The organism is Mesorhizobium prunaredense (assembly GCF_900156895.1).
Classification (GTDB): domain Bacteria; phylum Pseudomonadota; class Alphaproteobacteria; order Rhizobiales; family Rhizobiaceae; genus Mesorhizobium; species Mesorhizobium prunaredense.
The window spans coordinates 66,008-87,859 of sequence record NZ_FTPD01000008.1 but is presented as its reverse complement, the minus strand read 5'-3'; the positions used below and the strand labels follow the sequence as shown (position 1 = coordinate 87,859).

The 21,852-nt window shown below is 62.7% G+C and carries 25 protein-coding genes and 1 pseudogene; 14 read left to right on the top strand and 12 right to left on the bottom strand.

The annotated features are described in order from the left end of the window. Positions 1-349: TCP-1/cpn60 chaperonin family protein (locus BQ8794_RS08760; RefSeq protein ID WP_280174567.1), on the top strand; the 349-nt coding region annotated here is incomplete at its 5' end. Between the two features lie 355 nt (positions 350-704). Here BQ8794_RS08760 and BQ8794_RS08755 read toward each other — a convergent pair. Continuing rightward, positions 705-1,304, bottom strand: a complete 600-nt coding sequence (locus tag BQ8794_RS08755; protein ID WP_077375686.1) for a TetR/AcrR family transcriptional regulator — start codon at positions 1,302-1,304, stop codon at positions 705-707. Between the two features lie 108 nt (positions 1,305-1,412). Between BQ8794_RS08755 and BQ8794_RS08750 the strand changes: the two genes are divergently transcribed. Continuing rightward, positions 1,413-1,880, top strand: a complete 468-nt coding sequence (locus BQ8794_RS08750; protein WP_077375684.1) for an OsmC family protein — start codon at positions 1,413-1,415, stop codon at positions 1,878-1,880. Next, entirely contained in the window at positions 1,877-2,263 is a 387-nt protein-coding gene (locus BQ8794_RS08745; protein WP_077375681.1) for a nuclear transport factor 2 family protein, read from the top strand. The genes BQ8794_RS08750 and BQ8794_RS08745 overlap by 4 nt, the downstream gene beginning before the upstream one ends. Before the next feature lie 12 nt (positions 2,264-2,275). Here the strand turns inward: BQ8794_RS08745 and BQ8794_RS08740 are convergent. Beyond that, positions 2,276-2,476, bottom strand: a pseudogene (locus BQ8794_RS08740) (LysE family translocator); the annotation flags it as partial. A 406-nt stretch (positions 2,477-2,882) separates the two neighbouring features. Between BQ8794_RS08740 and BQ8794_RS08735 the strand changes: the two are divergent. Next, the gene (locus tag BQ8794_RS08735) at positions 2,883-3,554 is read left to right on the top strand and encodes a VOC family protein (protein ID WP_077375675.1); all 672 of its coding nucleotides are present in this window, start codon (positions 2,883-2,885) and stop codon (positions 3,552-3,554) included. Between the two features lie 337 nt (positions 3,555-3,891). On the opposite strand, the gene BQ8794_RS08730 is transcribed toward BQ8794_RS08735, so the two are convergent. Beyond that, a complete protein-coding gene (locus BQ8794_RS08730; RefSeq protein WP_077375730.1) occupies positions 3,892-4,503 on the bottom strand; it encodes a LysE family translocator in 612 nt (203 codons plus the stop codon). A 226-nt stretch (positions 4,504-4,729) separates the two neighbouring features. Between BQ8794_RS08730 and BQ8794_RS08725 the strand changes: the two genes are divergently transcribed. Both BQ8794_RS08725 and BQ8794_RS08720 read left to right on the top strand, forming a co-directional pair. Beyond that, on the top strand, positions 4,730-5,575 hold the full coding sequence (locus BQ8794_RS08725) for a class I SAM-dependent methyltransferase (RefSeq protein WP_077375727.1): 846 nt from the start codon (positions 4,730-4,732) through the stop codon (positions 5,573-5,575). 475 nt (positions 5,576-6,050) lie between these two features. Further along, positions 6,051-7,355 carry a metal-dependent hydrolase family protein gene (locus tag BQ8794_RS08720; RefSeq protein WP_077375724.1) on the top strand — a complete coding sequence of 435 codons (1,305 nt, stop codon included), beginning with the start codon at positions 6,051-6,053 and terminating at the stop codon, positions 7,353-7,355. Positions 7,356-7,499: 144 nt separating this feature from the next. Here BQ8794_RS08720 and BQ8794_RS08715 read toward each other — a convergent pair whose 3' ends face one another. The 5 genes from BQ8794_RS08715 to BQ8794_RS08695 form a co-directional block, all read right to left on the bottom strand. Continuing rightward, positions 7,500-7,883 (bottom strand): YkgJ family cysteine cluster protein, encoded by a 384-nt coding sequence (locus BQ8794_RS08715; protein ID WP_077375672.1) that lies wholly within the window; start codon positions 7,881-7,883, stop codon positions 7,500-7,502. A gap of 5 nt (positions 7,884-7,888) precedes the next feature. Beyond that, entirely contained in the window at positions 7,889-8,056 is a 168-nt protein-coding gene (locus BQ8794_RS35555; RefSeq protein WP_077375669.1) for a hypothetical protein, read from the bottom strand. 1 nt (position 8,057) lies between these two features. Continuing rightward, positions 8,058-8,465: a hypothetical protein gene (locus tag BQ8794_RS08705; protein WP_077375666.1), complete on the bottom strand. Its 408-nt coding sequence runs from the start codon at positions 8,463-8,465 to the stop codon at positions 8,058-8,060. After that, positions 8,465-8,692 carry a hypothetical protein gene (locus BQ8794_RS08700; RefSeq protein WP_023800606.1) on the bottom strand — a complete coding sequence of 76 codons (228 nt, stop codon included), beginning with the start codon at positions 8,690-8,692 and terminating at the stop codon, positions 8,465-8,467. The genes BQ8794_RS08705 and BQ8794_RS08700 overlap by 1 nt, the downstream gene beginning before the upstream one ends. A 348-nt stretch (positions 8,693-9,040) precedes the next feature. Further along, positions 9,041-9,250, bottom strand: coding sequence for a cold-shock protein (locus BQ8794_RS08695; RefSeq protein WP_010915421.1), 210 nt, complete (start codon positions 9,248-9,250; stop codon positions 9,041-9,043). 550 nt (positions 9,251-9,800) lie between these two features. Between BQ8794_RS08695 and BQ8794_RS08690 the strand changes: the two genes are divergently transcribed. Continuing rightward, positions 9,801-9,980, top strand: a complete 180-nt coding sequence (locus BQ8794_RS08690) for a CsbD family protein (protein WP_077375663.1) — start codon at positions 9,801-9,803, stop codon at positions 9,978-9,980. Positions 9,981-10,049: 69 nt separating this feature from the next. Here BQ8794_RS08690 and BQ8794_RS08685 read toward each other — a convergent pair whose 3' ends face one another. Beyond that, the gene (locus tag BQ8794_RS08685; protein WP_167378677.1) at positions 10,050-11,180 is read right to left on the bottom strand and encodes a metallophosphoesterase; all 1,131 of its coding nucleotides are present in this window, start codon (positions 11,178-11,180) and stop codon (positions 10,050-10,052) included. A 119-nt stretch (positions 11,181-11,299) separates the two neighbouring features. On the opposite strand from BQ8794_RS08685, the gene BQ8794_RS08680 reads away from it, so the two are divergent. Then, entirely contained in the window at positions 11,300-11,887 is a 588-nt protein-coding gene (locus BQ8794_RS08680; RefSeq protein WP_077375657.1) for a hypothetical protein, read from the top strand. Positions 11,888-11,923: 36 nt separating this feature from the next. Here BQ8794_RS08680 and BQ8794_RS08675 read toward each other — a convergent pair whose 3' ends face one another. Beyond that, positions 11,924-12,589, bottom strand: a complete 666-nt coding sequence (locus tag BQ8794_RS08675; RefSeq protein WP_077375654.1) for a TetR/AcrR family transcriptional regulator — start codon at positions 12,587-12,589, stop codon at positions 11,924-11,926. A gap of 95 nt (positions 12,590-12,684) precedes the next feature. On the opposite strand from BQ8794_RS08675, the gene BQ8794_RS08670 reads away from it, so the two are divergent. From BQ8794_RS08670 to BQ8794_RS08655, 4 genes are all read left to right on the top strand, one after another. Further along, the gene (locus BQ8794_RS08670; RefSeq protein WP_077375651.1) at positions 12,685-13,467 is read left to right on the top strand and encodes an NIPSNAP family protein; all 783 of its coding nucleotides are present in this window, start codon (positions 12,685-12,687) and stop codon (positions 13,465-13,467) included. Positions 13,468-13,597: 130 nt separating this feature from the next. Continuing rightward, complete coding sequence (fumC, locus tag BQ8794_RS08665) at positions 13,598-14,995, top strand: class II fumarate hydratase (protein ID WP_077375648.1); 1,398 nt, start codon at positions 13,598-13,600, stop codon at positions 14,993-14,995. 163 nt (positions 14,996-15,158) lie between these two features. Next, positions 15,159-15,593: a DoxX family protein gene (locus BQ8794_RS08660; RefSeq protein ID WP_077375645.1), complete on the top strand. Its 435-nt coding sequence runs from the start codon at positions 15,159-15,161 to the stop codon at positions 15,591-15,593. A gap of 168 nt (positions 15,594-15,761) precedes the next feature. Continuing rightward, on the top strand, positions 15,762-16,184 hold the full coding sequence (locus tag BQ8794_RS08655; RefSeq protein WP_077375642.1) for a DoxX family protein: 423 nt from the start codon (positions 15,762-15,764) through the stop codon (positions 16,182-16,184). Positions 16,185-16,230: 46 nt separating this feature from the next. Here the strand turns inward: BQ8794_RS08655 and ppx are convergent, their stop codons facing one another. Both ppx and BQ8794_RS08645 read right to left on the bottom strand, forming a co-directional pair. Then, positions 16,231-17,766: an exopolyphosphatase gene (gene ppx / locus BQ8794_RS08650; RefSeq protein ID WP_077375639.1), complete on the bottom strand. Its 1,536-nt coding sequence runs from the start codon at positions 17,764-17,766 to the stop codon at positions 16,231-16,233. Beyond that, a complete protein-coding gene (locus BQ8794_RS08645) occupies positions 17,766-19,967 on the bottom strand; it encodes an RNA degradosome polyphosphate kinase (RefSeq protein WP_077375636.1) in 2,202 nt (733 codons plus the stop codon). Before BQ8794_RS08645 ends, ppx begins: the two co-directional genes overlap by 1 nt. Before the next feature lie 317 nt (positions 19,968-20,284). Between BQ8794_RS08645 and BQ8794_RS08640 the strand changes: the two genes are divergently transcribed. Continuing rightward, a complete protein-coding gene (locus BQ8794_RS08640) occupies positions 20,285-20,530 on the top strand; it encodes a zinc-finger domain-containing protein (RefSeq protein ID WP_077375721.1) in 246 nt (81 codons plus the stop codon). A gap of 15 nt (positions 20,531-20,545) precedes the next feature. Continuing rightward, a complete protein-coding gene (locus tag BQ8794_RS08635; RefSeq protein WP_077375633.1) occupies positions 20,546-21,775 on the top strand; it encodes an FAD-dependent monooxygenase in 1,230 nt (409 codons plus the stop codon). The last annotated feature ends 77 nt before the right edge of the window (positions 21,776-21,852 follow it).

The window sequence follows — 21,852 nt, the reverse complement described above, 5'->3', positions numbered from 1 at the left end:
CGCTGGCATCGCCATCGTGCGTCGCGCGCTGCAGGCTCCGGCCCGTCAGATCGCGGCCAACGCCGGTGCGGAAGCATCGATCGTTGCCGGCAAGATCCTCGAGAACAAGGGCCCGACCTTCGGCTTCAACGCCCAGACCGGCGAATATGGCGACATGATCGCCATGGGTATCGTCGATCCGGTCAAGGTCGTGCGCACGGCTCTCCAGGACGCGGCCTCGGTCGCCGGCCTGCTGGTCACCACCGAAGCCATGATCGCGGAGGCTCCGAAGAAGGAGTCGGCTGGCGGCGGCATGCCTGGCGGCATGGGCGGCGGCGGCATGGGCGGCATGGGCGGCATGGATTTCTAAGAAATCCATAAAGCACGCCCATGAACTGACAATGCTCAAGCCCGCAAGCGGGCTTGAGTGGCGGCATGGACTTCTAAGGAAATCCATCAGCCTTCAGATACGGAAAGGGCGCCGAAAGGCGCCCTTTTTCGTTACCGTGGCGATCATGCTCTGAGGTGACCCGTGAGACGTGTCGGGATTGAGGAGCTTGATCACAAGCAAGGGGCGCATTCTATACGGACGCGTTCCTTCGACCACTGTCACGGCATGGATCCATGCCGTTACTTCAAAGCGTCGGGGCGGCGCAGAATATGAATCGCCGAGCGGTATCGGCAGGGCTCCGCGCCGGTTTCGATGCGATGAAGGCCATAAAATATCAGCTCGCTGTTACAGCGACCTCTTTGGCAGGCAATGCACCCTCAATCAGCGCGGCGACTTCATCGGCCACCGCCAGCACCGGGGCGCGGTCGCGGGTGGCACGCGCGATCACCATCAGCCCCTCCAGCGATGATTCGACAAGCAGCGCCAGGGCGCGGGCGCGGCGCTCGGGCACCCCTGCCCTGACGAAGGCCGCCTGCAGCAAGCCTATCCATTGCTCGAAGGCCGACCGGCACAGTTCGGCCAGCTCCGGCACGTCAGTCGGCGAGTCCAGCACCACGGGTGCGATCGGACAGCCAAGTGTGAACTGGTTGTCCTCCAGCATGCGCGCGACCGACTGGTAAATGTGGTGGACAGCTACCGCTGGGTCCTGCTCGGCGGCAAGTGCCTCACCCAGCGTTTGCGTGACCTTTTCGACGCTGTCGCGCGTCACCTCGATGACCAGCTGGTCCTTGCCGCCCGGAAAATGAAAGTAGAGCGATCCTCTTGGTGCACCGGAGGCGTTCAAGATGTCGTTGAGCGAGGTGCCGTGATAGCCGCGCTGCCTCAGCAACAGCGCCGTCGCCTCGATCATGCGGATGCGGGTGTCGTTCGCCATGTCAACCTCTGTCAGGAGTAAGCATTATAGGCCTTGCGCTCAATATGACAATCGGTTTACATAATATGTAGATCAGTCTATATATTCACTTCATCAAGGAGAAAACGAATGACCATTCGTGAAGCAGAGGCCCAATGGCAAGGGTCGTTAAAAGAAGGTTCTGGCCGGCTGCGGCTCGGCAGCGGCGTCTTCGAAGGTGCCTATTCCTTCCCGTCGCGCTTCGAGAACGGTCCCGGCACGAATCCCGAGGAACTGATTGCGGCGGCGCACGCCGGCTGCTTTTCGATGGCGCTGAGCGCCATACTGGGCAGCGGCGGTCATGTCTCCGTACGGATCCACACCGTCGCCAAGGTGCATCTCGGAACGAGCACGGCCGGACCGACGCTCACCCGCATCGACCTTGAAACGGAAGCCGAAATCCCGGGCCTGGCGCCCGAGGAATTCCAGCGCCTTGCCCAATCCGCGAAAGCAACATGCCTGGTTTCCCGGGCTTTGGCAGGCGTCGCTGATATCAGGCTCAAGGCCGACCTCGTCACGGCCGCTGCGGAAAAACGAAATCAGGAGATATCGAGATGAAACAGGATAGCATCATGGTCGTCCATCCCGACGACCGATCCAGACAGACGGCCGAGATCATGCGGCGCTTCAACGACGTGTTCCAAAATCATGATCCGTCGGCACTCCCGGGCCTGGTGGCCGAGGACTGCGTCATCGAAAATACCGTGCCGGCGCCGGATGGCGCCCGCCATGCCGGGCGGGAGGCATGCGTCGGCCTATGGTCGGCGATCGCCAGCGAACCAGGCACGCGCTTCGATATTGAAGAGACGTTCGTCGCCGGTGAACGGGCGACGATCCGCTGGCGTTACTGGCCTGCCGACGGCAACTCCATTCGTGGCGTCAATCTGATGCGCGTAGCGGACGGGCTGATCGTCGAGGCGATGGGATACGTCAAGGGGTAGCGCCAACAGGCGCTACCGCTCGGTCAGCGCCAGTTTTGCACCGAGCGCGACGAAGGCGCCGGCGAAGGTGCGGCGCATCCAGATCAGCACTATCGGCCGCGACACGACATGGCTGCGGATCGAGGCGGCGAAAATGCCGTAACCGACAAAGACGACGAAGGTCAAAAGCATGAAGACGCTCGATAGCTCCAGCATCTTCGACAGTGCGTGCGGGCTCGGTGGTGCTGACGTGTGGTCTTTGCCGGATTCTGCAGCAGGGTGTGTTCATGACCCGCAGCGGAAGTTCGCTCGCCCTCGATTGGACTTTGATTTTGGGAGTTGATTTGCTGCTATACAATAAGAATGCTACCATATTTAGTCGCCAATATTTTTTGCTGATTAGCGACTAGCCTACCAAAACGTAGGGCGCGTTCGTCCGCCGCGAAGTCCATCTCGGATTAGCGGGCGCGAGTTCGCGTTACCGGATATGTGCACATCCAGAAGAGCATCACGAGGTTCGGCGGCATAGGTGCGGCCCCGTGCCTCAAATCCCGCTTGCATGCATGAACAGCCACCACGGGCACCGGCCAGCGCGCGGCGTTGAAGATAACGCAACGCATCCAAACCCAAGGAGATCGTCATGAATGATGTTCAGGAACGCGGCGAAGCCGCAATCGCAACCCGGTCAGCGCGAAGGGTCGACATCAAGCTCGAAGTCGTCGTCATCCCCGTTTCGGACGTCGATCGAGCCAAGCGATTTTACGGCGGCTTGGGTTGGAGGCTCGACGCCGACATCACAGGCGACGAATTTCGTGTCATCCAGTTTACGCCTCCGGGCTCCCCCTGTTCGATAGTCTTCGGCTCAGGGGTCACCCCAGGGCCCTATGCCCGGGTCGAGCTCGATGTCCTCGAAAGCGTTGGCGAGCTCGTCGTGTCAGACATCGAGGCAGCGCGCGCCGAACTCGCCGATCGCGGTGTCGACGTGAGCGAGGTGTACCACTATGCCGGCCGTGAAGGCCGTGTCAGCGGTCCGGACCCTGAGCGGCGCAGCTACTCCTCGTGGGCCTCCTTCAGCGATCCGTCCGGAAATGTCTGGCTGTTGCAGGAGGTCACTGCGCGAGCGCCCGGCCGCGTCGACGCTGACGACACCACATTTGTCTCGTCGGCCGAGTTCGCGGCCGCGCTCCGGCGTGCGTCTGCGGCCCATGGCGAGCACGAGAAGCGGACAGGCGGCCAGCGTGATGAGAACTGGCCGGACTGGTATGCCGAGTACATGGTGGCCGAGCAGGCTGGCAAGCCGCTGCCGCTGTAAGGATTGGATCACGACGTCATTTGAAACGGCAGCATCGACGCAATAGTAACCGTTTGATCGAGGAGCCAGCGCCCTCGGCGGCTCGATCGAAGTGCAGGGCGTGCGCATCCCGGCACCGACCACGCTTTGAGGCGTTAACGATAACGTTTTGATGTTTTTCGGGCAGCCGCGCTTGCACGCGACCGTGCTCTTATCTTCGGGCGCAGAGCGCCCTCCATCTGGCGCTATTTTATTTCATGGCCGACGGCAACTCGCTGCGCGGCGTCAACCTGATGCGCGTCGAGAGCGGGCGGATCGTCGAGGCGATGGGCTATGTGAAGGGGTAGTGCCGGCTAGATTACCTCTCAGCCAGCGCCAGCTTGGCGCCGAGCGCGACGAAGGCGCCAGCGAAGGTGCGGCGCATCCAGGTCAGCACTATCGGCCGCGACACGACGTGGCTGCGGATCGAGGCGGCGAAGATGCCGTAGCCGACAAAGACAATGAAGGTCAAAACCATGAAGACGGTGCTGAGCTCCAGCATCTTCGACAGCGCATGCGGTTCGGTGGTGCTGACGAACTGCGGCAGGAAGGCGAAGAAGAAGATCGACAGCTTCGGGTTGAGGATGTTGATGAGGATGCCAGAGGTGATCACCTTGCCGGCCGAGCGCGGCGCGACATCCTGCCCGACGTTCAAGCTGCCGCTCTCCTTCAGCGTGTTCCATGCCATGTAGAGCAGATAGGCGACGCCCAGATATTTCAGCGTCTCGAAGGCGAACGCGCTGGTGTGCAGCAGCGCCGCCAGACCGGTGATGGCGGCCGCCATGTGCGGAATGATGCCGAGCATGCAGCCAAAAGCCGCGATGATGCTGGCGCGCGCGCCACGCGAAAGTCCGGCGCTCAACGTATAGAGAACGCCAGTTCCGGGCGAAGCCACGACGATCAGCGACGTCAACAAGAATTCGATGCTCACGATGGTCCTCCGGCGTTGTTCCCTGCTGCCGGCAGCGTAGCCAGCGAACCGCGCGGGCACAAGCCAGCCCGGGGGCCGGTAGTGTCTCATTTCAAGCATTGACCCTGAAGCGACATTCGCATTGAGGTCAACAGCCAGTCTGGTTGACTGGCTGCCGCATCGACGCATAGTCGTCGACTTACGCGATGTCCCCTTTGGGGAACAGTCGTATGAGGGGAGGCAAGCCATGGAAGTCGCTGATGGCGCACGTGTCGACGTTCACGTCCCGTATATTCTCGTCCATTCCGATCGTGAGATCAGGCGTCTCAGCCATCAGGCGGGCATCATTAACCCGATCACGCGAAGAATCTTGCTGTCTGCGGGCATAAGACCCGGGATGCGCGTGCTCGACGTCGGCTGTGGCGCGGGCGACGTTACATTCCTGGTTTCCGAGATGGTTGGCAGCGAAGGTCAGGTCATCGGCGCAGATCGGGCTCCGGCGGCTCTTGCGGCGGCTGAGGGGCGTGCGGCGGCGCATCCGCTCCAGAATGTCAGCTTCCGTGAAGGCGATCCCGCGGCACTCTCGTTCGACCGTCCGTTCGACGCCGTGATCGGCCGCTATGTTCTGATGTTTCAAGCCGATGCTGTGGCCATGCTGCGTGGCGTTGCTCGTCACCTCCGGCCTGGAGGGACCATCGTCTTCCATGAGCCGGATTGGGACGGCTGTCGATCCAGCCCGCCAGCGCCGACCTACGACGACTGCTGTCGATGGATCGTCGAGACGTTCCGGCGCAGCGGTATCGAGACCAATATGGGTATCAAGCTCGATGCGGCTTTCCGCGCGGCTGGATTGACCGCGCCCTCAATGCACTTGGAGGCGGTTGTTGGGGGAACCAAGAGCGGTTTCGACTGGTCACACCAGACCGCTGAACTCATTGTCACGATGCTGCCGGAAATACAGAGCCGGGGAGTTGCGACGGCCGCTGAGGTCGATATTGAAACTTTGGGACAGCGCATGCAGCTCGAAATCGAGGCGGGTAGCGTGATCGTGAGCCGCTCGGAAGTGGGCGCCTGGTCGCGTGCCCCGACCTAGTGACAAGACTGGAGCGACAGGGTAGCCCGTACCAATCCTTCTCCTGGGTTCTGGGCGGCTGCCTCGCAGGAAAGACCAAGGCGAATATCCCGCTCTTGGCAACGAGCTTGTTCTGGCAGATGAACCGAACGGCGACTTCCGACCCATTCCGGGCGCGCTCCCTCGTCTGCTCGCTTCCTAAGGCGAACCTCGCACTGCTAGCCCTGGCATCATCGCGATCGGCCTGACTTTCGACACGACCCTTCACTGGGAACGAGGCCAGTCCCGAACATTTCTTGACCCCGATGCCGTATAAGCTAGAACTTGTCCTTGCGCCGTGACCACCTCCTCCTGAAGCAGGATAATCGTCATGTGTCACAAATCCTTTGGATCGCAGGAGCTGACAAAAGGCGAGGTCGTGGCGCATGCCGTGTCCTGCGCCGCAGCCGTTTTCTCTGCCCGCACGGCTTTCATGATCCTTCGCTCAGGCAGAGAAATGCTTGCGGCAGCCCTCGTGCTCGGACTTTGCGCAACTGCGGCTGCTGACGACGTGCTTTTCGAAAACGTCCGCATCTTCGACGGAAAAGGCGCTGCACTTTCGGCCCCATCGAATGTGCTGGTGCAGGGCAACCTGATCGCGCGGATTTCGACAAGCCCCATCGCGGCCGAGGGCGCGCAGCGCATTGCCGGCAACGGGCGAACGCTGATGCCGGGGCTGATCGATGCGCATTGGCACGCAATGCTGATTGCATCCACCCCGGCAGAGGCGATGGGCGACATCGGCTTCGCCAATCTTGCGGCCGGCGACGAGGCGACGGATACGCTGATGCGCGGCTTCACCACCGTTCGCGACGTGGGCGGGCCGGCGTTCGGCCTCAAGCGCGCGATAGATCAAGGCATCATCGCGGGACCGCGCATCTATCCGTCCGGAGCCATGATCACCGTGACCAGCGGGCATGGGGATTTCCGCCAGCTCAGTGACTTGCCTCGGACGATCGGCGGCTTGTTCACCCCCATGGAGAGGAACGGCGGCAGCATAGTCGTGGACAGCCCCGACGAGGTGCGTTTGCGTGCCCGCGAGCAATTCATGCAGGGGGCCGCGCTGCTGAAGCTGACAGCGGGCGGTGGAGTGTCGTCGCCCCACAGCCCGCTCGACGTCACCACCTTCACTGAGCCCGAACTGCGGGCCGCCGTTGAAATTGCCGAGAATTGGGGCACCTACGTCGCCGCGCACGCCTTCACCTCGGATGCGATCCGGAAGGCTGTCGCGGCTGGCGTTAAGTGCATCGAACACGGCTTCCTGATGGACGAGGCAACCGCCAAGCTGATCGCCGAAAAGGACGTTTGGCTGAGCTTGCAGCCGCTTCCCGAATTGATGAGGACAGGCCTCCAAGAGGGTTCGGTCGAGCGAGCCAAGGCCGATGAGGTGTGGCCGGGCATCGGCAGGACCTACGAACTCGCGAAGAAATACAAGATCAAGACGGCATGGGGCACCGATGTCCTGTTCTCCCGCGCGCTGGCGAAGCAGCAGGGAGCAATCCTGGCGTCGCTTGTGCGTTGGTACACGCCTGCCGAAGCGCTCGTCATGGCGACCGGGACCAATGCCGAGCTGCTCGCGCTGTCGGGCCTTCGCAATCCCTATCCGGGAAAGCTCGGCGTGATCGAAGAGGGCGCGCTCGCCGACCTCCTGCTCGTCGAAGGCAATCCGCTGGAGAACCTCGACCTGGTGGCCGATCCTGCCAACAACTTCAAAATCATCATGAAGGACGGCCTGATCTACAAAAACACGCTGACTCAGTGAGGAACGACTGAGCCGCCCATCTCTACTCGACGCATCCGATGGCCTGCTGGCCGCAGAGCGCTGGCATTCCACAGCCGAGCGACCAGGAATGGCGGCTTCCCACCCGAGGTGGAAATTCAAACTGAGACCTATCGAGGCCCGTTATCACAGCGCCGGCAGGCCATGTGCCTTGCGCGCCATCAGGCAGTCGTCGCCACCGGGCATGCAGGCGCGGCAGACGTCCGGCCGGACGTCGTAGATGCCACAAATGGTCGACTTGCCGACCTCGCCGGAAAGTGCCGAACAGCGCACGCCGTCGCAGCGCATGCCGGCTTCGTCGGCAGCCACATAGTCCTGCGGGATCCGGTCGAGCTGCGCGTCATCTTCGGTCGAGAAGCGCGGCCATTCGGATGAATAGGAACAGCAGGCGCCGCAGCTCTGGCAGTCGAAGAGAGGCGCGGCGCGCTCCTCCAGTAACGAAAAATTCCCGGCGCTCGCCAAGGCGAGCAGCCCTGGGGCAACGGGATTCAGGTCGGCGCTTCGCGGCAAGGACGCTATTTCTTCTTCCTGGTCTTGCGCGACGCCACGTCCGCCGGCGACTTGAACAGATCGGTCGCTGCCTCGGCGGCGACATCGGCTTTCGGCGCGGCGGCCGGCTTGGCCAGCTTTGCGGTGGCAGTGGGTGCTGCCGGCTGATCCTTGGCGGAAAATTTAATGGCCATATCAATCCTCGTCGGAGAAACGCGATGATGGCGCATTCGGGTTGCGAAGGCGGCCGATCAGCGCCGAGACCGCCGTGATGTTCATTTCCTCGGGCGACCAGTTCCTGGCCTCCTCGATGTGCCGGGGTGCCAGTTCGCGATGCGTGCTGCCGCTATAGGCGGCATCCTGATGGGTGACGCGCTCATGGGTCTTGGCATTTTCGCGGACATACTCGATCAGATAATTCGGGCATTCGGAGCGGCCACGCACGCCGAGCCTGACCTGGGCATCGCCATGGGCGCGCCTGCAGCGCTCGAGCTTTTCGAGGACGCGCCGGACATATTCGACCGGCTTGTCGAGCTCTCCCACGACATCAGCGATGGTCGAATCGGCGGCGATCGCGTTTTGCGGGACGCGCTTGGTGGCCATCAGCGTTTGCCCACGCGCTTCGGCGCGGCCGCGAGCGCGGCGGCCGCAGCCAGCTCGTCGGCTTCCTTTTCCAGGCGTAGTTCGCGCAGCCGCGCGGTCTTGGCTTCCCGTGCCTGGCTGACAGCATCCTGCTCGGAAATAATGCGGTTGAGCGACATGGACTGGGTCTGGGTCTTGCTAAAGATGGATTCGGCCTGGTCGCGGGATTTCTTCGAAGTGGCGGTCAAGGTCTTTCTCCCGGTTCGGAGCGTAATGCCGAAAATGGCGAGACCGGTCTTTCGACCAGGATCACGCACAAAGCAATACGGCAGTCGGTTTCAAATTGCTGGAACATCCTTAGCACGTTCAAGCGAACGCGCGGTGCTCTTTTCGAACTTTTGCAGCGCCCGAAACGCAAAAGGCCAGGCATTGCCTGACCTCCGCTGGCGCGCCGCGCGTCCGGTTGAAGGCGCGTGTGCACTTGCTCATTCTGCGCATGATCCTTTCCGGAAACTGATGTTTCCGGGGTCATGCGCTGGAATTAGCCGTTCACCGGTGCCAGTACATCCGTGGTCACCGGCGAGGCTGAATTCCGTTTAGGCCGCCTTCAACTGATCGGCGGACATCTTGCCCGACTTGTTGTCGCGGACCATCTCGTAGCCGAGTTTCTGGCCCTCGACGATGTCGCGCATTCCGGCGCGCTCTACGGCCGAGATGTGGACAAAAACGTCGGCCGAGCCGTCGTCAGGCTGAATAAAACCGAAACCCTTGGTGGCGTTGAACCATTTAACTGTGCCTGTGCTCATAACGAACCCTTTCCGTGGCAAATATTCGTTCGCCGTCATGCGAATGCACAACAGCGTTTGTCTCGATTTTGATGGGGGAAGTTCGTCAAAGGCGCGCCTGGACACGCGGATAACAAAAGTCGGTCAAACAAATATCGACGAATTGCTTCTAGACTTCTTTTGGCGTCGTGTCAATTTTTTGCTTTCGTCGTCGGCGGGCCGATGGCGGCACGCTGGCTGCGCAGGCAATTCGATGGCGGATCTGACACCTAGAACCGGGCCCAGCGCCAGCTGTTAAAAAAAATCGCGCCATGCCGGGAACCATCTTGGCATCCATGCATTTTAAATATCGCCAGCAGTTCATGAGAGCAATCTCAGGAAAGGCTGACACAAAGGACGCCTCCCGTGCAATAAAACGCGCGAGGGGCGTTCTTTTATGCCGGGTAGCGATCGCCATTGCGGTCAGGGCCAAAGGCCGTGGCCTGTTGATTGACCGACGAAGCAAGGCTCCGGAACCGAAAACCCAGCTGCCCGTTTCCCAAACAGCAGATTGATTCCGGGAGATGCGGCCATGGTGAACAAGAGTCAGGTTGCGGGCCTAGCCAAGCAGCTCAAGGGCTCGGTGAAGAAAGCCGCCGGCAAGGCCACCGGCAACAGGCGCGTCCAGGCTGAAGGCGTGGCCGACAAGATCGCCGGCAAAATGCAGAAGGCCTATGGCGACATCAAGGACAAGCTCAGGAAGGTGATCTGAACCCTGCGCTGGTGTTTCAATAGCGATGAGGAAAGCGGCTTAGCGGTCCGCTGTCCGCTTCAGTTGCCGCTAGAAGTTCAGGCGCTTTGAGAAAACGTTGGTGAAGGCGACCTCGCCATTGTCGCCAATGGCTTCGCCAAGCGCCACGTCCATGCTGTCGCCGCTCACCCGCGCCAGCGCGAAGCCGCCCATATAAGCGGCCTTCGGCTTGAACAGGTCGAGCCCATCGCCGCGGTAGATCATCGCTGTCTCGTGCTGATGGCCATGAAAGACGCCGATCACGTTGTAGCCCTTCAGCGCCGCCAGCAGCGCCTGCCGGTCCGGCTCGCTCCACCAGTGCGGCGCACCAGCGCCGTCATCGTCGAAGGTTCCTTTGGCGGCATCCCACCGTTCGATCGAGAAAACATCCCAGCCATAGTGCTGGAACAGGATGACGGGGCGGCCGTCCGCTGCATAGGTCGCCAGATCCTGCTTCAGCCATGGCAGGCTGGAGAGCGCGCCGTGGCCGGTGTCGCCGGCGAAACGGTGCGTCTGGACGAGATGCAGGCCGCCCCAGTCCCACGAGTAGCAGTCGGTGTCGACATCGTAACTGGTCACCGGCACCGGCGGCTTGAAGAACACGCCGGGGCGATGGTTGACCTCGACATAGTCGCGCATTTCGCGGCGGTACCAGTCGACGTGGTTTGGCGGGCCGTTCTGGTCGAGATCGTGGTTGCCGAGGCCGACATAGACCGGCACATGCACGCGATCGGGGCCGACGCCCTGCTGGTAACGCTGGCTGAACTGGAGCAACTGCGTGCCCTCGCTGGGCTGGATGACTTGGCCGCCGCCGTCATCGGTCATGTCGCCGCCGACGACGAGGCCGAACGGCGTGCCGATACGGCTGCCGGCCGAGCGCAGACCGGTGGCGATGCCGTTGATTTCGGCCGGCCAGCGCTTCTCGCCAATGGCGTTCAACGCGGCGACACTGCGCAGCAAGGCGGCGTCGGTCTTGCCTTCCTGCTGGCAATTGGGGCTCAGACCGCCGGCCATGCGGCAGGCATGGATATCGGCGACGAACAGGAAGGTGGCGTCGACAGGCGCAATGCGCTGCCCGGTCTGTCCGAGCGCCGGTCGCGCAAGGACGCCGGCCGCGGCCAACCCTGCTCCCTGCGTCAGGAAGCTGCGCCGGGAGAGTGATCCTGCCGAGATGCGATTCATCGCGTGAAATTCAGCACAGCCGGCGCCTCTTCGTCCAGTTGCCGCGAACGGTATGTCGACACGCTGCCGCAGGTCTGGCATTGCTTCAGGTCAGGACTCAACTTGCGCGGGCAAACGCTATGAAGACTATATCCATCGCGACGGCACTTACCATCCTGGCGAGCGCCGCTCATGGTGCCGAGTGCATCGACGCCAAAGCCGCCAAGGCCGGATTCATTCTCGAAAGGCCCGGCATCCACAGCGAGTTTCGACCGGCGGCGGGTGGAATGGTGTCGGTCGCCAACGAATACCAATCCCAATCGCCGCAGACGCAGTTTCTATTCGGCGGTCTGATCGAGGTGTTTCGCGACAGCGACACCGGTCAGCTTGCGATGATCCCGTTTTCGGATCTCAGAAAGCTGTTTCCGCTCAAGGCCGGGGCGAAAAGCAAGACCGTTTTCGTCCGCCTCGCTGCAAACAAACAGCCGAAGGGCACCGAGACGCTCGAGATCAACGTCAAAGGCAAAGAGACGTTCAGCCTGGGCGACTGCAAATACAACGTGCTCGCCGTCAGGCAGACGATCAAGAGCGAGGCCGGCAAGACCCTGGATGAATTCACCGCGCTCTACGCGCCCGACCTGCAGGCCGTTCTGGCCAGGCGCTACGACGAGGGCACCAACGCCGAAAGCGTGGTCGGCTACGAGGTCATCAAACCGCTGCCGAATTAAGTCCCGGCAGGGCAGAGGGCGACTGGCGCTCCGGCATCAAAAGGCTTTGTACTGCCGCAGCACCCTGCGACGTCGCTTCGCTCTTGCTGAGGAAACTCCCTGCTCCAGCGCGTTCAGGCAATCGCGCAGCACAGCAGAGTCCTGCGTCGTCTTGGCCATCGACATGGCGCCGGAATAGGTGGCGACCGCGAGTGCCGCGAAACGCTGCGGATCGGTGTCCTGCTCCCTGCCCGCCTGCTGGTCGGCCCTGACCTTGTCGGCGATCGCCTGGCGCCACGCCGAAAAGATGCCGGCAAGGGCGGTGCGGAAATCCGGATCGGCAAGCGACAGTTCATGCGCCAGGTTGTTAAGCGGGCAGCCGCGCACGAAACCCTGTTGCTCCAGTTCCGCTGCCACGGCCTCGAACACGCTGCGGACGCCCTCGCGCGTCGAGCCTGCCGCCTGCACCGGCGCGATCCATGTTGTTTCGACGGCCGCGGCGACCCGCTCCTCGATCACCGCCAGGGCCAGCGCCTTCTTGGTCGGGAAGTGATGATGCAGCGCGCCGCCGGTGACGCCTGCCGCGGCCATCAAGTCGCCCAGGCTGGAAGCGTGGTAGCCGCGCGCCTGAAAGGAGGCTTCGGCGACATCGAGCACACGTTTGCGCAGGCCTTCCGGGTCGTTGGTCCGTTTCCCGGGCCGCACCTTTGGGCGAGCCGTCATCTCTGCTGACATTTTCCAACGATAGCAGATTAACAAAACAGGACAACCGGTCTGTTTATAAAACAGGACGAATGCCCTGTTTTTGAGATTGCGCGATGAGCCTGCCCCTGAATGCCGCGTCGAAATCCGGCCTCAACGCCTCGCCGGTCGTCGAACTCAGGCAATACACGCTGAAACCTGGCCGGCGCGACACGCTGATCGACATCTTCGACGGTCATCTGATTGAAGGTCAGGAAGCGGCAGGGATGACGATCATCGGCCAGTTTCGCGATCTCGACCGGCCTGACATGTTCATCTGGCTGCGCGGCTTCGACGGTATGGAAGCGCGGAAAAATGCACTGACCGCTTTCTACGAGGGACCCGTATGGGCGGCCTGGCGCGACGCCGCCAACGCCACGATGATTTCCTCCGACGACGTGCTGTTGCTGAAACCGGCATGGCCAGGCGCCGGCTTCGATCTGTCGGGCGCGCAACGGGCGGCCTTGCCGGGTCACGAAAAATCAAGCAGAGACAGACGCTTGTCGAATATTGCTGTTATCGAGATTCATCATCTGCGGCCCGGCGCCGAAACCGACTTCACCAGCCGCTTCGAAGCCGATGCGATTCCCGTGTTGGCGGCACATGGCGTGCGGCCATTTGCTGCGTTTGTCTCCGAGCATGCCGAAAACAGCTTTCCCCGCCTGCCGGTTCGATCAGGCGAAAACATCTTCATCAGCGTCGCCGCCTTCGACAGCGCGGACGCCCATGCCCGCCACGAGGCAGTCCTTGCCAGTTCCCCGGAGTGGCAGGCATTCGAGCGGAAGGCCCAGTCATGTCTGGCTAGATCGACCGAGACCTTGCGCCTATCTCCAACCTCACAGTCGCTGCTTGGGCGGTGAGAGGCGCGCTTCTTCCTTCTTCCCCTGCGCTCCTTCAACCGATTTGCATTCTTGCCGCCCGCAATCTCCGCTTGAAGCCATTTGTGCAACGCGATACGCCGGTGCCGAATTCTACAGACCGGAGAGACATGTGAGCGCGCCAGAGACCAGAACCGAAACCGACACGTTCGGTCCCATCGAGGTCGCCGCCGATCGTTACTGGGGCGCGCAGGCGCAGCGTTCGCTGGGCAATTTCAAAATCGGCTGGGAAAAGCAGCCGGCGTCGATCGTTCGCGCGCTCGGCATCGTCAAGCGGGCGGCGGCCGAAACCAACATGGAGCTGAAGCGGCTCGACCCGGCCATCGGCAAGGCGATCATCGAAGCCTCTCAGGAAGTGATCGACGGCAAGCTGAACGATCATTTCCCGCTGGTCGTCTGGCAGACCGGCTCGGGCACGCAATCCAACATGAACGCCAACGAGGTGATCTCCAACCGGGCGATCGAACTGCTGGGCGGTGTCATGGGGTCGAAGAAACCGGTGCATCCCAACGACCACGTCAATATGAGCCAGTCGTCGAACGATACCTATCCGACGGCCATGCACATCGCCTGCGCCGAGCGCATCGTGCACGACCTGTTCCCCGCGCTCAGGCATTTGCACGCGGCGCTGGAGGCCAAGACCAAGGCATTCGCCCACATCGTCAAGATCGGCCGCACCCACACGCAGGACGCGACGCCCCTCACCCTTGGCCAGGAATTCTCAGGCTATGCCGCACAGGTCGCCTCCTCGATCAAACGCATCGAGATGACGCTTCCCGGCCTGCAGGAACTGGCGCAAGGCGGCACGGCCGTCGGCACCGGCCTCAACGCGCCGGTCGGCTTTGCCGAGAGAGTGGCGGATCGCATCGCCGCGATCACCGGCATCGGCTTCGTCACCGCGCCAAACAAGTTCGAGGCGCTGGCGGCGCATGATTCCATGGTGTTCTCGCATGGCGCCATCAACGCCTGCGCCGGCGCCCTGTTCAAGATTGCCAACGACATTCGTCTGCTCGGCTCCGGCCCGCGCTCCGGCCTTGGTGAACTGTCACTGCCGGAAAACGAGCCGGGTTCGTCGATCATGCCGGGCAAGGTCAACCCCACCCAGTGCGAGGCGATGACCCAGGTCTGCATCCAGGTGTTCGGCAATAATGCGGCCGTGACCTTCGCCGGCAGCCAGGGGCATTTCGAGCTCAACGTCTACAACCCGCTGATGGCCTACAATTTCCTGCAGTCGGTGCAGCTGCTCGCCGACGCCTCAATCTCGTTCACCGACAATTGCGTCGTCGGCATCGAGGCGCGGGAAGACAATATCAAGGCCGCCCTCGACCGTTCGCTGATGCTGGTGACAGCACTGGCGCCGACCATCGGCTACGACAACGCCGCCAAGATCGCCAAGACCGCTCACAAGAACGGCACAACCTTGCGTGAGGAAGCGCTTGCCACCGGGCTGGTCAGCGAAGCCGACTACGACCGCTTGGTGCGGCCGGAGGAGATGACGCATCCGGGATGACGTAAGGTCATCCGGGATGACGTCCCGGCATCCGGGATAATTTGGTGCCGATCGCAAAAACTTTACTGCGGTGAACAATCTGTAACCAAATCTGCATCTTTGGTGAACAGTCGCCCTGCTCTATGTGGATAGGCACCACAACCCCTTCCGGAGAGAACCCATCATGTCCACCAACACGTCCGTTGCCGGTTCCGGCACCGTTTCCAACGCCGCTTCCAACGCCTCGGGCACCATCCTGCTCGGCCGTATCCTGCTTTCGGTCATCTTCGTGCTTTCCGGTTTCGGCAAGCTCACTGCGATCGCCGGCACCGCCGGTTACTTCGGCAGCATGGGTCTGCCGATGCCGACCGTGACGGCGATTGTCGTCGGCCTGATCGAGTTGCTCGGCGGTCTCGCCATCCTCATCGGCTTTCAGACCCGGATCACCGCCTGGGTGCTGGCAATCTTCACCGTCGCCACGGGACTGGTCGCCCACACCGGCTGGGCCGATCAGATGCAGATGATCAGCTTCATGAAGAACCTGGCGATTGCCGGCGGCTTCCTCGTGCTGGCTTCCTCGGGCGCCGGCGCCTATTCGGTCGACGCCAAGCGCGGCTGAAGCGGTCCAGGAACGATTTGCGGCAAACGATTTGCATCAGGGGGCGCGGAATTTTCCGCGTCCCTTTTTCGTTGTCGGTTTATGCCCGTCGATCAGCCGGCCGCACTTTCTGCTAGGATCGAGATGTCGGGGTGAAGCCAACCGGCTGGCCGACATCGGAGGTGACCAATGCCGCGCGATGCGCTGCTTCTGCTTTCCCGACTGCTGCTCGCCGCTCTATTCGTTCCGTCGGGCTTTCACGCGCTTACCGACATTGCCGGCACATCAGGCTATTTTGCCGGCCTCGGACTGCCGCTGCCGACGCTTGCCGCCTGGGCGACGGGGCTGTTCGAATTGATCGCCGGCCTGCTCATCCTCGTCGGCCTCAAGACACCGATCGTGGCGCTCCTGCTTGCCGCTTTCTGCATCGCGGCAGGCTTCATCGGCCACTATGGCCAGGGCGGCGACGATCCGACGCTGACCTTCATGCATTCGCAGATGCTGATGAAGGACATCGCCCTATCAGGCGGTTTTCTGGCGCTGGCAATGGCAGGCGCCGGCGCCTACTCGATCGACGGGCGGATACTTCGGATCGGCGCTGAAACGACTTGACCGAGACAAGCTGCCGGATTGAGCCGAATTATTTGACCGAGCCAGATTACTTGGCTGGCATATTGCGGCCGCCCTCGACCGCCAGCACCAGCCGGCGATTGGTGACCCTCGCCAGCTGCGCCAGTCGCCCGGCCGGCCGCTCGCCGTAAAGATCGGCCAGCGGCGCCGGCAGCACCAGCGCAAGCACGCCATTGCCGCGGCTCTGCCATTTCAGCCGCGGCATGACGCCCGGCATTGCCGCCGTCAGCAGGTAGACGACGCGCATCGCGGCGGCCAGCACGCGGGCGCGCTCGATATAGCGCGGCGTCGCCAGTGCCTTGATTTCCGGCGCGATCGATTCGTTGAAGATGCCCTCATGACGGTAGGCGTTGGCCAGCGCCAGGAATGCGCGGCCGGGATGGTCGACGCCGATGAAGGAGGCGTGGGCAATGATGTTGAGCGACTGCTTGCCGCGATATTCGGGATGCGCGCGCCAGCCGATGTCGGCAAGCAGGCAGGCGGCCTGGCGGTAACGCGCCTCGTCGACCGTCTCCTCGATGCCGAAGGCGGCGAAGGTCTTGCCCGTCCACTCGACAAGCTCATGCGCGTGGGTGACCGAGCGCGAACGCAGCCGGGCGAGTTCCTCCGAGGCCGAGATCAGCGGATCTGCCTTCTGCTCAGCTTTGCTGAGCAGCGAATAGAGAAAGCCCTCGCGCACGCCCAGCGCCGAGACGATGATCTTGGACGGCTGCATCGCCGCCATGATCTCCTGCAGCACGATGGCGCCATAAGGCAGCAGCGAGCGGCGGTTCTTCGAGACGCCCTCGATACCCCTTATCTTCTCGATCTCGCCCTTGGCGACCTGCTTGAGGAAGTTCGCAGCGCTGTCGACGCCGATCTCGTAATGGTGCATGACGCTCAGCGGATAGCTGGTCATCTCCATGTACAGCCGAGCGAGGTTTCGCCACGTGCCGCCGACAGCATAGAACGGCCTGCCCTGCCCGCCTTTCAGCAGCTTTGCCCTCGCGAGCTCGTCGCGCGCTATCTTTGCCGCCTGGGCCAGCGAGTTCTTGGCCATGTCCTGCAGGCGAAGGCCGCCCAGCGGCAGCGTGATGCCGTCGCCGATTGCCTCGCCGTCGACGTCGACCAGCTCGAGGCTGCCGCCGCCGAGGTCGCCGGCGATGCCGTTGGCCGGGTGGAAGCCGGAAATAACGCCAAGCGCGGAATAGTGGGCTTCCTGGCGCCCGCTCAGCACCTGGACCTGGGTCTTGAGCACATCTTCAGCGCGGTGGATGAAATCGGGGCCGTTGACCGCCTCGCGGGCGGCGGCGGTCGCCAGCACATACATACGATCGGCGCCGGCCTGCTCGGACAGCGCGCGGAAACGCCGAAACTCCTCCATCGAGCGGGTCACCGCCTCGGGATCGAGCTTTCCGGTCGAGACGATGCCGCGACCGAGGCCGGCCAGCATCTTTTCGTTGAACAGCGTAGTCGGCGAGCGCGCCAGCCCCTCATAGACGACAAGACGGATCGAGTTCGAGCCGATGTCGATGATGGACAGCGGTCGGCGGTCCTGAAGCCGGCCCTGGGACGTTGAAATCATCAGCCGGTCGCTGCGCCGTTTTTCTTGCGGCGCTTGAACTGCGCGATGCGCTTGGGCGCATGCGATTTCAGCGCATCGCCGCGTCCGGAAAGGCTCGGATTGGTCATGAAATATTCCTGCGCGTTGAACGGTTCCTCGCCCTCCTCAAGCGTGGCGCGCCGGGAGGTTCCGTCAGCCAATACGTCGAAACTTTGCTGGTTGTCCATGATGTTGCCCAGCATGATCTGGCCGAGGACTTGTTCATGCACCGTTGGATTGGTGATCGGCACCATGGTTTCGACGCGGCGGTCGAGATTGCGCGGCATCAAGTCGGCCGATGAGATGTAGACGACCGCCCCGTCCGACGGCAATCCGTGGCCGTTGCCGAAACAATAGATGCGGCTGTGTTCGAGGAAGCGGCCGACGATCGACTTGACCCTTATGTTTTCCGACAGGCCCGGCACCTGGGGCCTCAGGCAGCAGATGCCGCGCACGACGAGATCGATCTCGACGCCGGCGCGGCTGGCGTCATAGAGCGCGTCGATGATGATCGGGTCGACCAGCGAATTCATCTTCATCCAGATGCGAGCCGGCCTGCCCTCCAGCGCATGGGCAATCTCGTCCGAAATGTGCTTGAGGATGCGCTTGCGCAGCGTGAACGGCGAGATGGCCAGCCGCATCTCCTCGGTTGGCTCGGCGTAGCCGGTGATGAAGTTGAACAACTGGGCGACATCGCGGGCGATTGTCGGAGCGGTGGTGAAGAAGGACAGGTCGGTGTAGATGCGCGCGGTGACGGGATGGTAGTTGCCGGTGCCGAGATGCACGTAGTTGCGCAGCTTGCCGTCCTCGCGCCGCACCACCAGCGACATTTTCGCGTGGGTCTTCAGTTCGAGGAAACCGAACACGACCTGAACGCCGGCGCGCTCGAGGTCGCGCGCCCAGCGGATGTTGGCTTCCTCGTCGAAACGCGCCTTGAGCTCGACCAGCGCGGTCACCGACTTGCCGGCCTCCGCCGCGTCGACCAAAGCGCGCACGATCGGGCTGTCGTTCGAAGTGCGATAGAGCGTCTGCTTGATCGCCACCACTTCCGGATCGGCCATCGCCTGACGCAGGAACTGCACCACCACGTCGAAGGATTCGTAGGGGTGATGAACGATGATGTCCTTCTCGCGGATGGCGGCGAAACAGTCGCCGCCGTGCTCGCGGATACGTTCGGGAAAGCGCGGATTGTAAGGCTTGAACTTGAGGTCGTCGCGGGCGATGGCGACGATCTCGGAAATCTGACTGAGCGCCAGCGGACCGGTGAGCACGCTGATCCGGCTCGACGAGACGCCAAGCTCGCCGGCGACGAACTCGCGCAATTCGGCCGGCATCAGCTTGTCGAATTCGATGCGGATGACCGAGCCGCGACGACGACGTTTCAGCGCCGTCTCGAACAGGCGCACGAGATCCTCGGACTCCTCCTCGACCTCGATGTCACTGTCTCGGATGATGCGGAACGTACCGGAGCCCTTGACCTCGTAGCCGGGGAACAGCTTGCCGATATAGAGGCCGACCGCTTCTTCCAGCGGAATGAAGCGGACATGATACTTGCGGTCAGGCAAGCGAATGAAGCGCTTCAGCGCCACCGGCAGACGCAACAGCGCGCTCATCTCCTCGCCATTCCTGCGGTGGCGCAGTTGCAGTGCCATCGAGAAGCCGAGATTGGGAATGAACGGGAACGGATGCGCCGGGTCGATCGAAAGCGGTGTGAGCACCGGAAACACCTGCTCCTGGAAATGATCCTCGAGCCAGGTCTTCTCGTCTTTGGTCAGCGCATCGCGGCTGATGCTCTCGATGCCTTCCTTGTCGAGCAGCAGCATCAGCGCGGATAGGCTTTTCTGCTGGTCCTCCTGCAGGCGCTCGACCTCGCGCAGCAATTGTTCCAGCTGTTGTTCGGGGGTGCGGCCGTCCGGGCTCTTCAGCGTGATGCCTTCGCGAACCTGGCCGGCGAGACCGGCGACGCGGACCATGAAGAACTCGTCGAGATTGGCAGCCGAAATCGACAGGAAGCGGACCCGCTCGAGCAGCGGATGATTGGCGTTCAGCGATTCCTCGAGGACGCGGCGGTTGAATTGCAGCCAGGAAAACTCGCGGTTGACGAACCGGTCGGGGTTGCCGCCCTCTGGGCTCGCCACCTCGACAGTGGTGAATTCGCTCTGCACCGGCTTTAGTTCGTTCATGATTCCTGCTCGTTTCGCACCCGCTGGCCACAGCGCCGCGCGTCTTTGCGGACGCGCAAAGACGCTCTACCACTCATAAGCCACGCATGATCCCCGGCGAAACCGAATTCGGTTTCGGGGCCATGCCTTAACCGGCTTAGCTTATCCTGTGACAGGCTTTTACGACAGTTTGATTTCATCGATCTTGCAAAGAGACAGCTTATGATCCAGATGCAATCCAGGCTACAGGGCGGCGCGTCCTTTGCGCGCGCCAAGGACGCGGTGGAATTTTGATTTTGCGCATGCTCCGGGTCATGCGGCAAATGCAGGAGACGACGATGGCAGGCGGTTCCATTCCCCATTTCCAGAACGATGCGGGCTATCCGGCAATCGACATCGGCGTCAAGGAATTCATGTGCACCGGCGCCAACCCGCCTTTCGACCATCCGCATGTGTTTCTCGACATGGGCGACGACAATGAAAAGGTCTGCCCCTATTGCTCGACGCTTTTTCGCTATTCGCCAAAGCTGAAGGCGACGGAAACGCAGCCTGCCGGATGCCTGTATATCGACCAGGCCGCCTGACGCGCACACCATCCCATGGACGACACCCGGTCCCGGCAGGTCGTTATCGCCGGAGCCGGCGTCGCTGGACTGACCGCGGCACTGGCGTTTTCCGAGCGCGGCTATCTGGTGCGGCTGTTCGAACAGGCGCCGCGCCTCGAAGCGGCCGGCGCCGGCATCCAGCTCTCACCCAACGCGACGCGCATCCTTCGCCAGCTCGGCGTGCTCGACCGGCTGTTGCCGGCGGCGGTGCGGCCGGAGGCGGTCGTGCTCAAGGACGCCGCCACGCTGCGTGAGCTGGCGCGGGTGCCGCTTGGCGAAGCAGCCGAAAGGCGCTGGCAGGCGCCCTATCTCGTCGCTCATCGGGCCGATCTGCAAGACGCGCTGATGGCGCGCCTTGCCGAGCAGCCGGACATCAGTCTCGCCACCGGCGCGCGCGTCAGGGGCGTCGCCACAGGACCGCGCCATACCACGGCAACAGTCGAGATTGCCGGCAAGACGGTCGAAGCCGACGGCTTTCTGTTGATCGGCGCCGACGGCGTCTGGTCAACGATCCGCGCTTTTGGCGGGCTTCCGGCCAAAAGCCGGTTTTCGGGCGAGCTTGCCTGGCGCACTACGATCAATGCAGACAGTGTCGCGGGAGAAGCGCTTGCGGCGGTCGGCGCCGCCAATTGCGTGACTACCTTCCTGCATCCCGGCTTCCACCTCGTCGCCTATCCGGTCAGCAACGGCACGGCGTTCAACCTGGCCGCCTTCACCAGGGGCGAGATCATCGCCGAGGGCTGGTCGGGCCGCGCCGACCCCAGTATCCTCGCCGGCGCCATGCGTGGCACGACGGCAGCACTGGCCCGGCTTGCCGAGGATGCCGGCCCGTGGACCGCATGGCCGATCCATACGGTCGACCAAGGACAGCCATGGACGACGCCCGCCGGCATCGCCCTGATCGGCGACGCGGCGCATGCGATGACGCCGTTTGCGGCGCAGGGCGCGGCGATGGCGATCGAGGATGCCGCAACCCTTGCCGGCTTTGTCGCCGCGTCGCCTGCCGATCCCGGGGGCGCGCTTGCCGCCTGGGAGAAGATGCGCCGCCCGCGCATCGCCAAGGTCGCCCGCCGCGGTGCGGTCAACCGGCTCGCCTGGCATGCAGCGGGGCCGGTGGCGGTCGCGCGCAACCTGTTCCTGAAGTGGCGCTCGCCGGAAAAGCTCGCGGCCGATCTCGACTGGCTCTATGGCTGGCGGCCGCCGGACGTTGGCGATCGGCGATGAAAAGTCGACCGTCTGGCGGGACAGCGCCCAGGACAGCGCCCCCCTCTGTCCTGCCGGACATCTCCCCCACTTGGGGC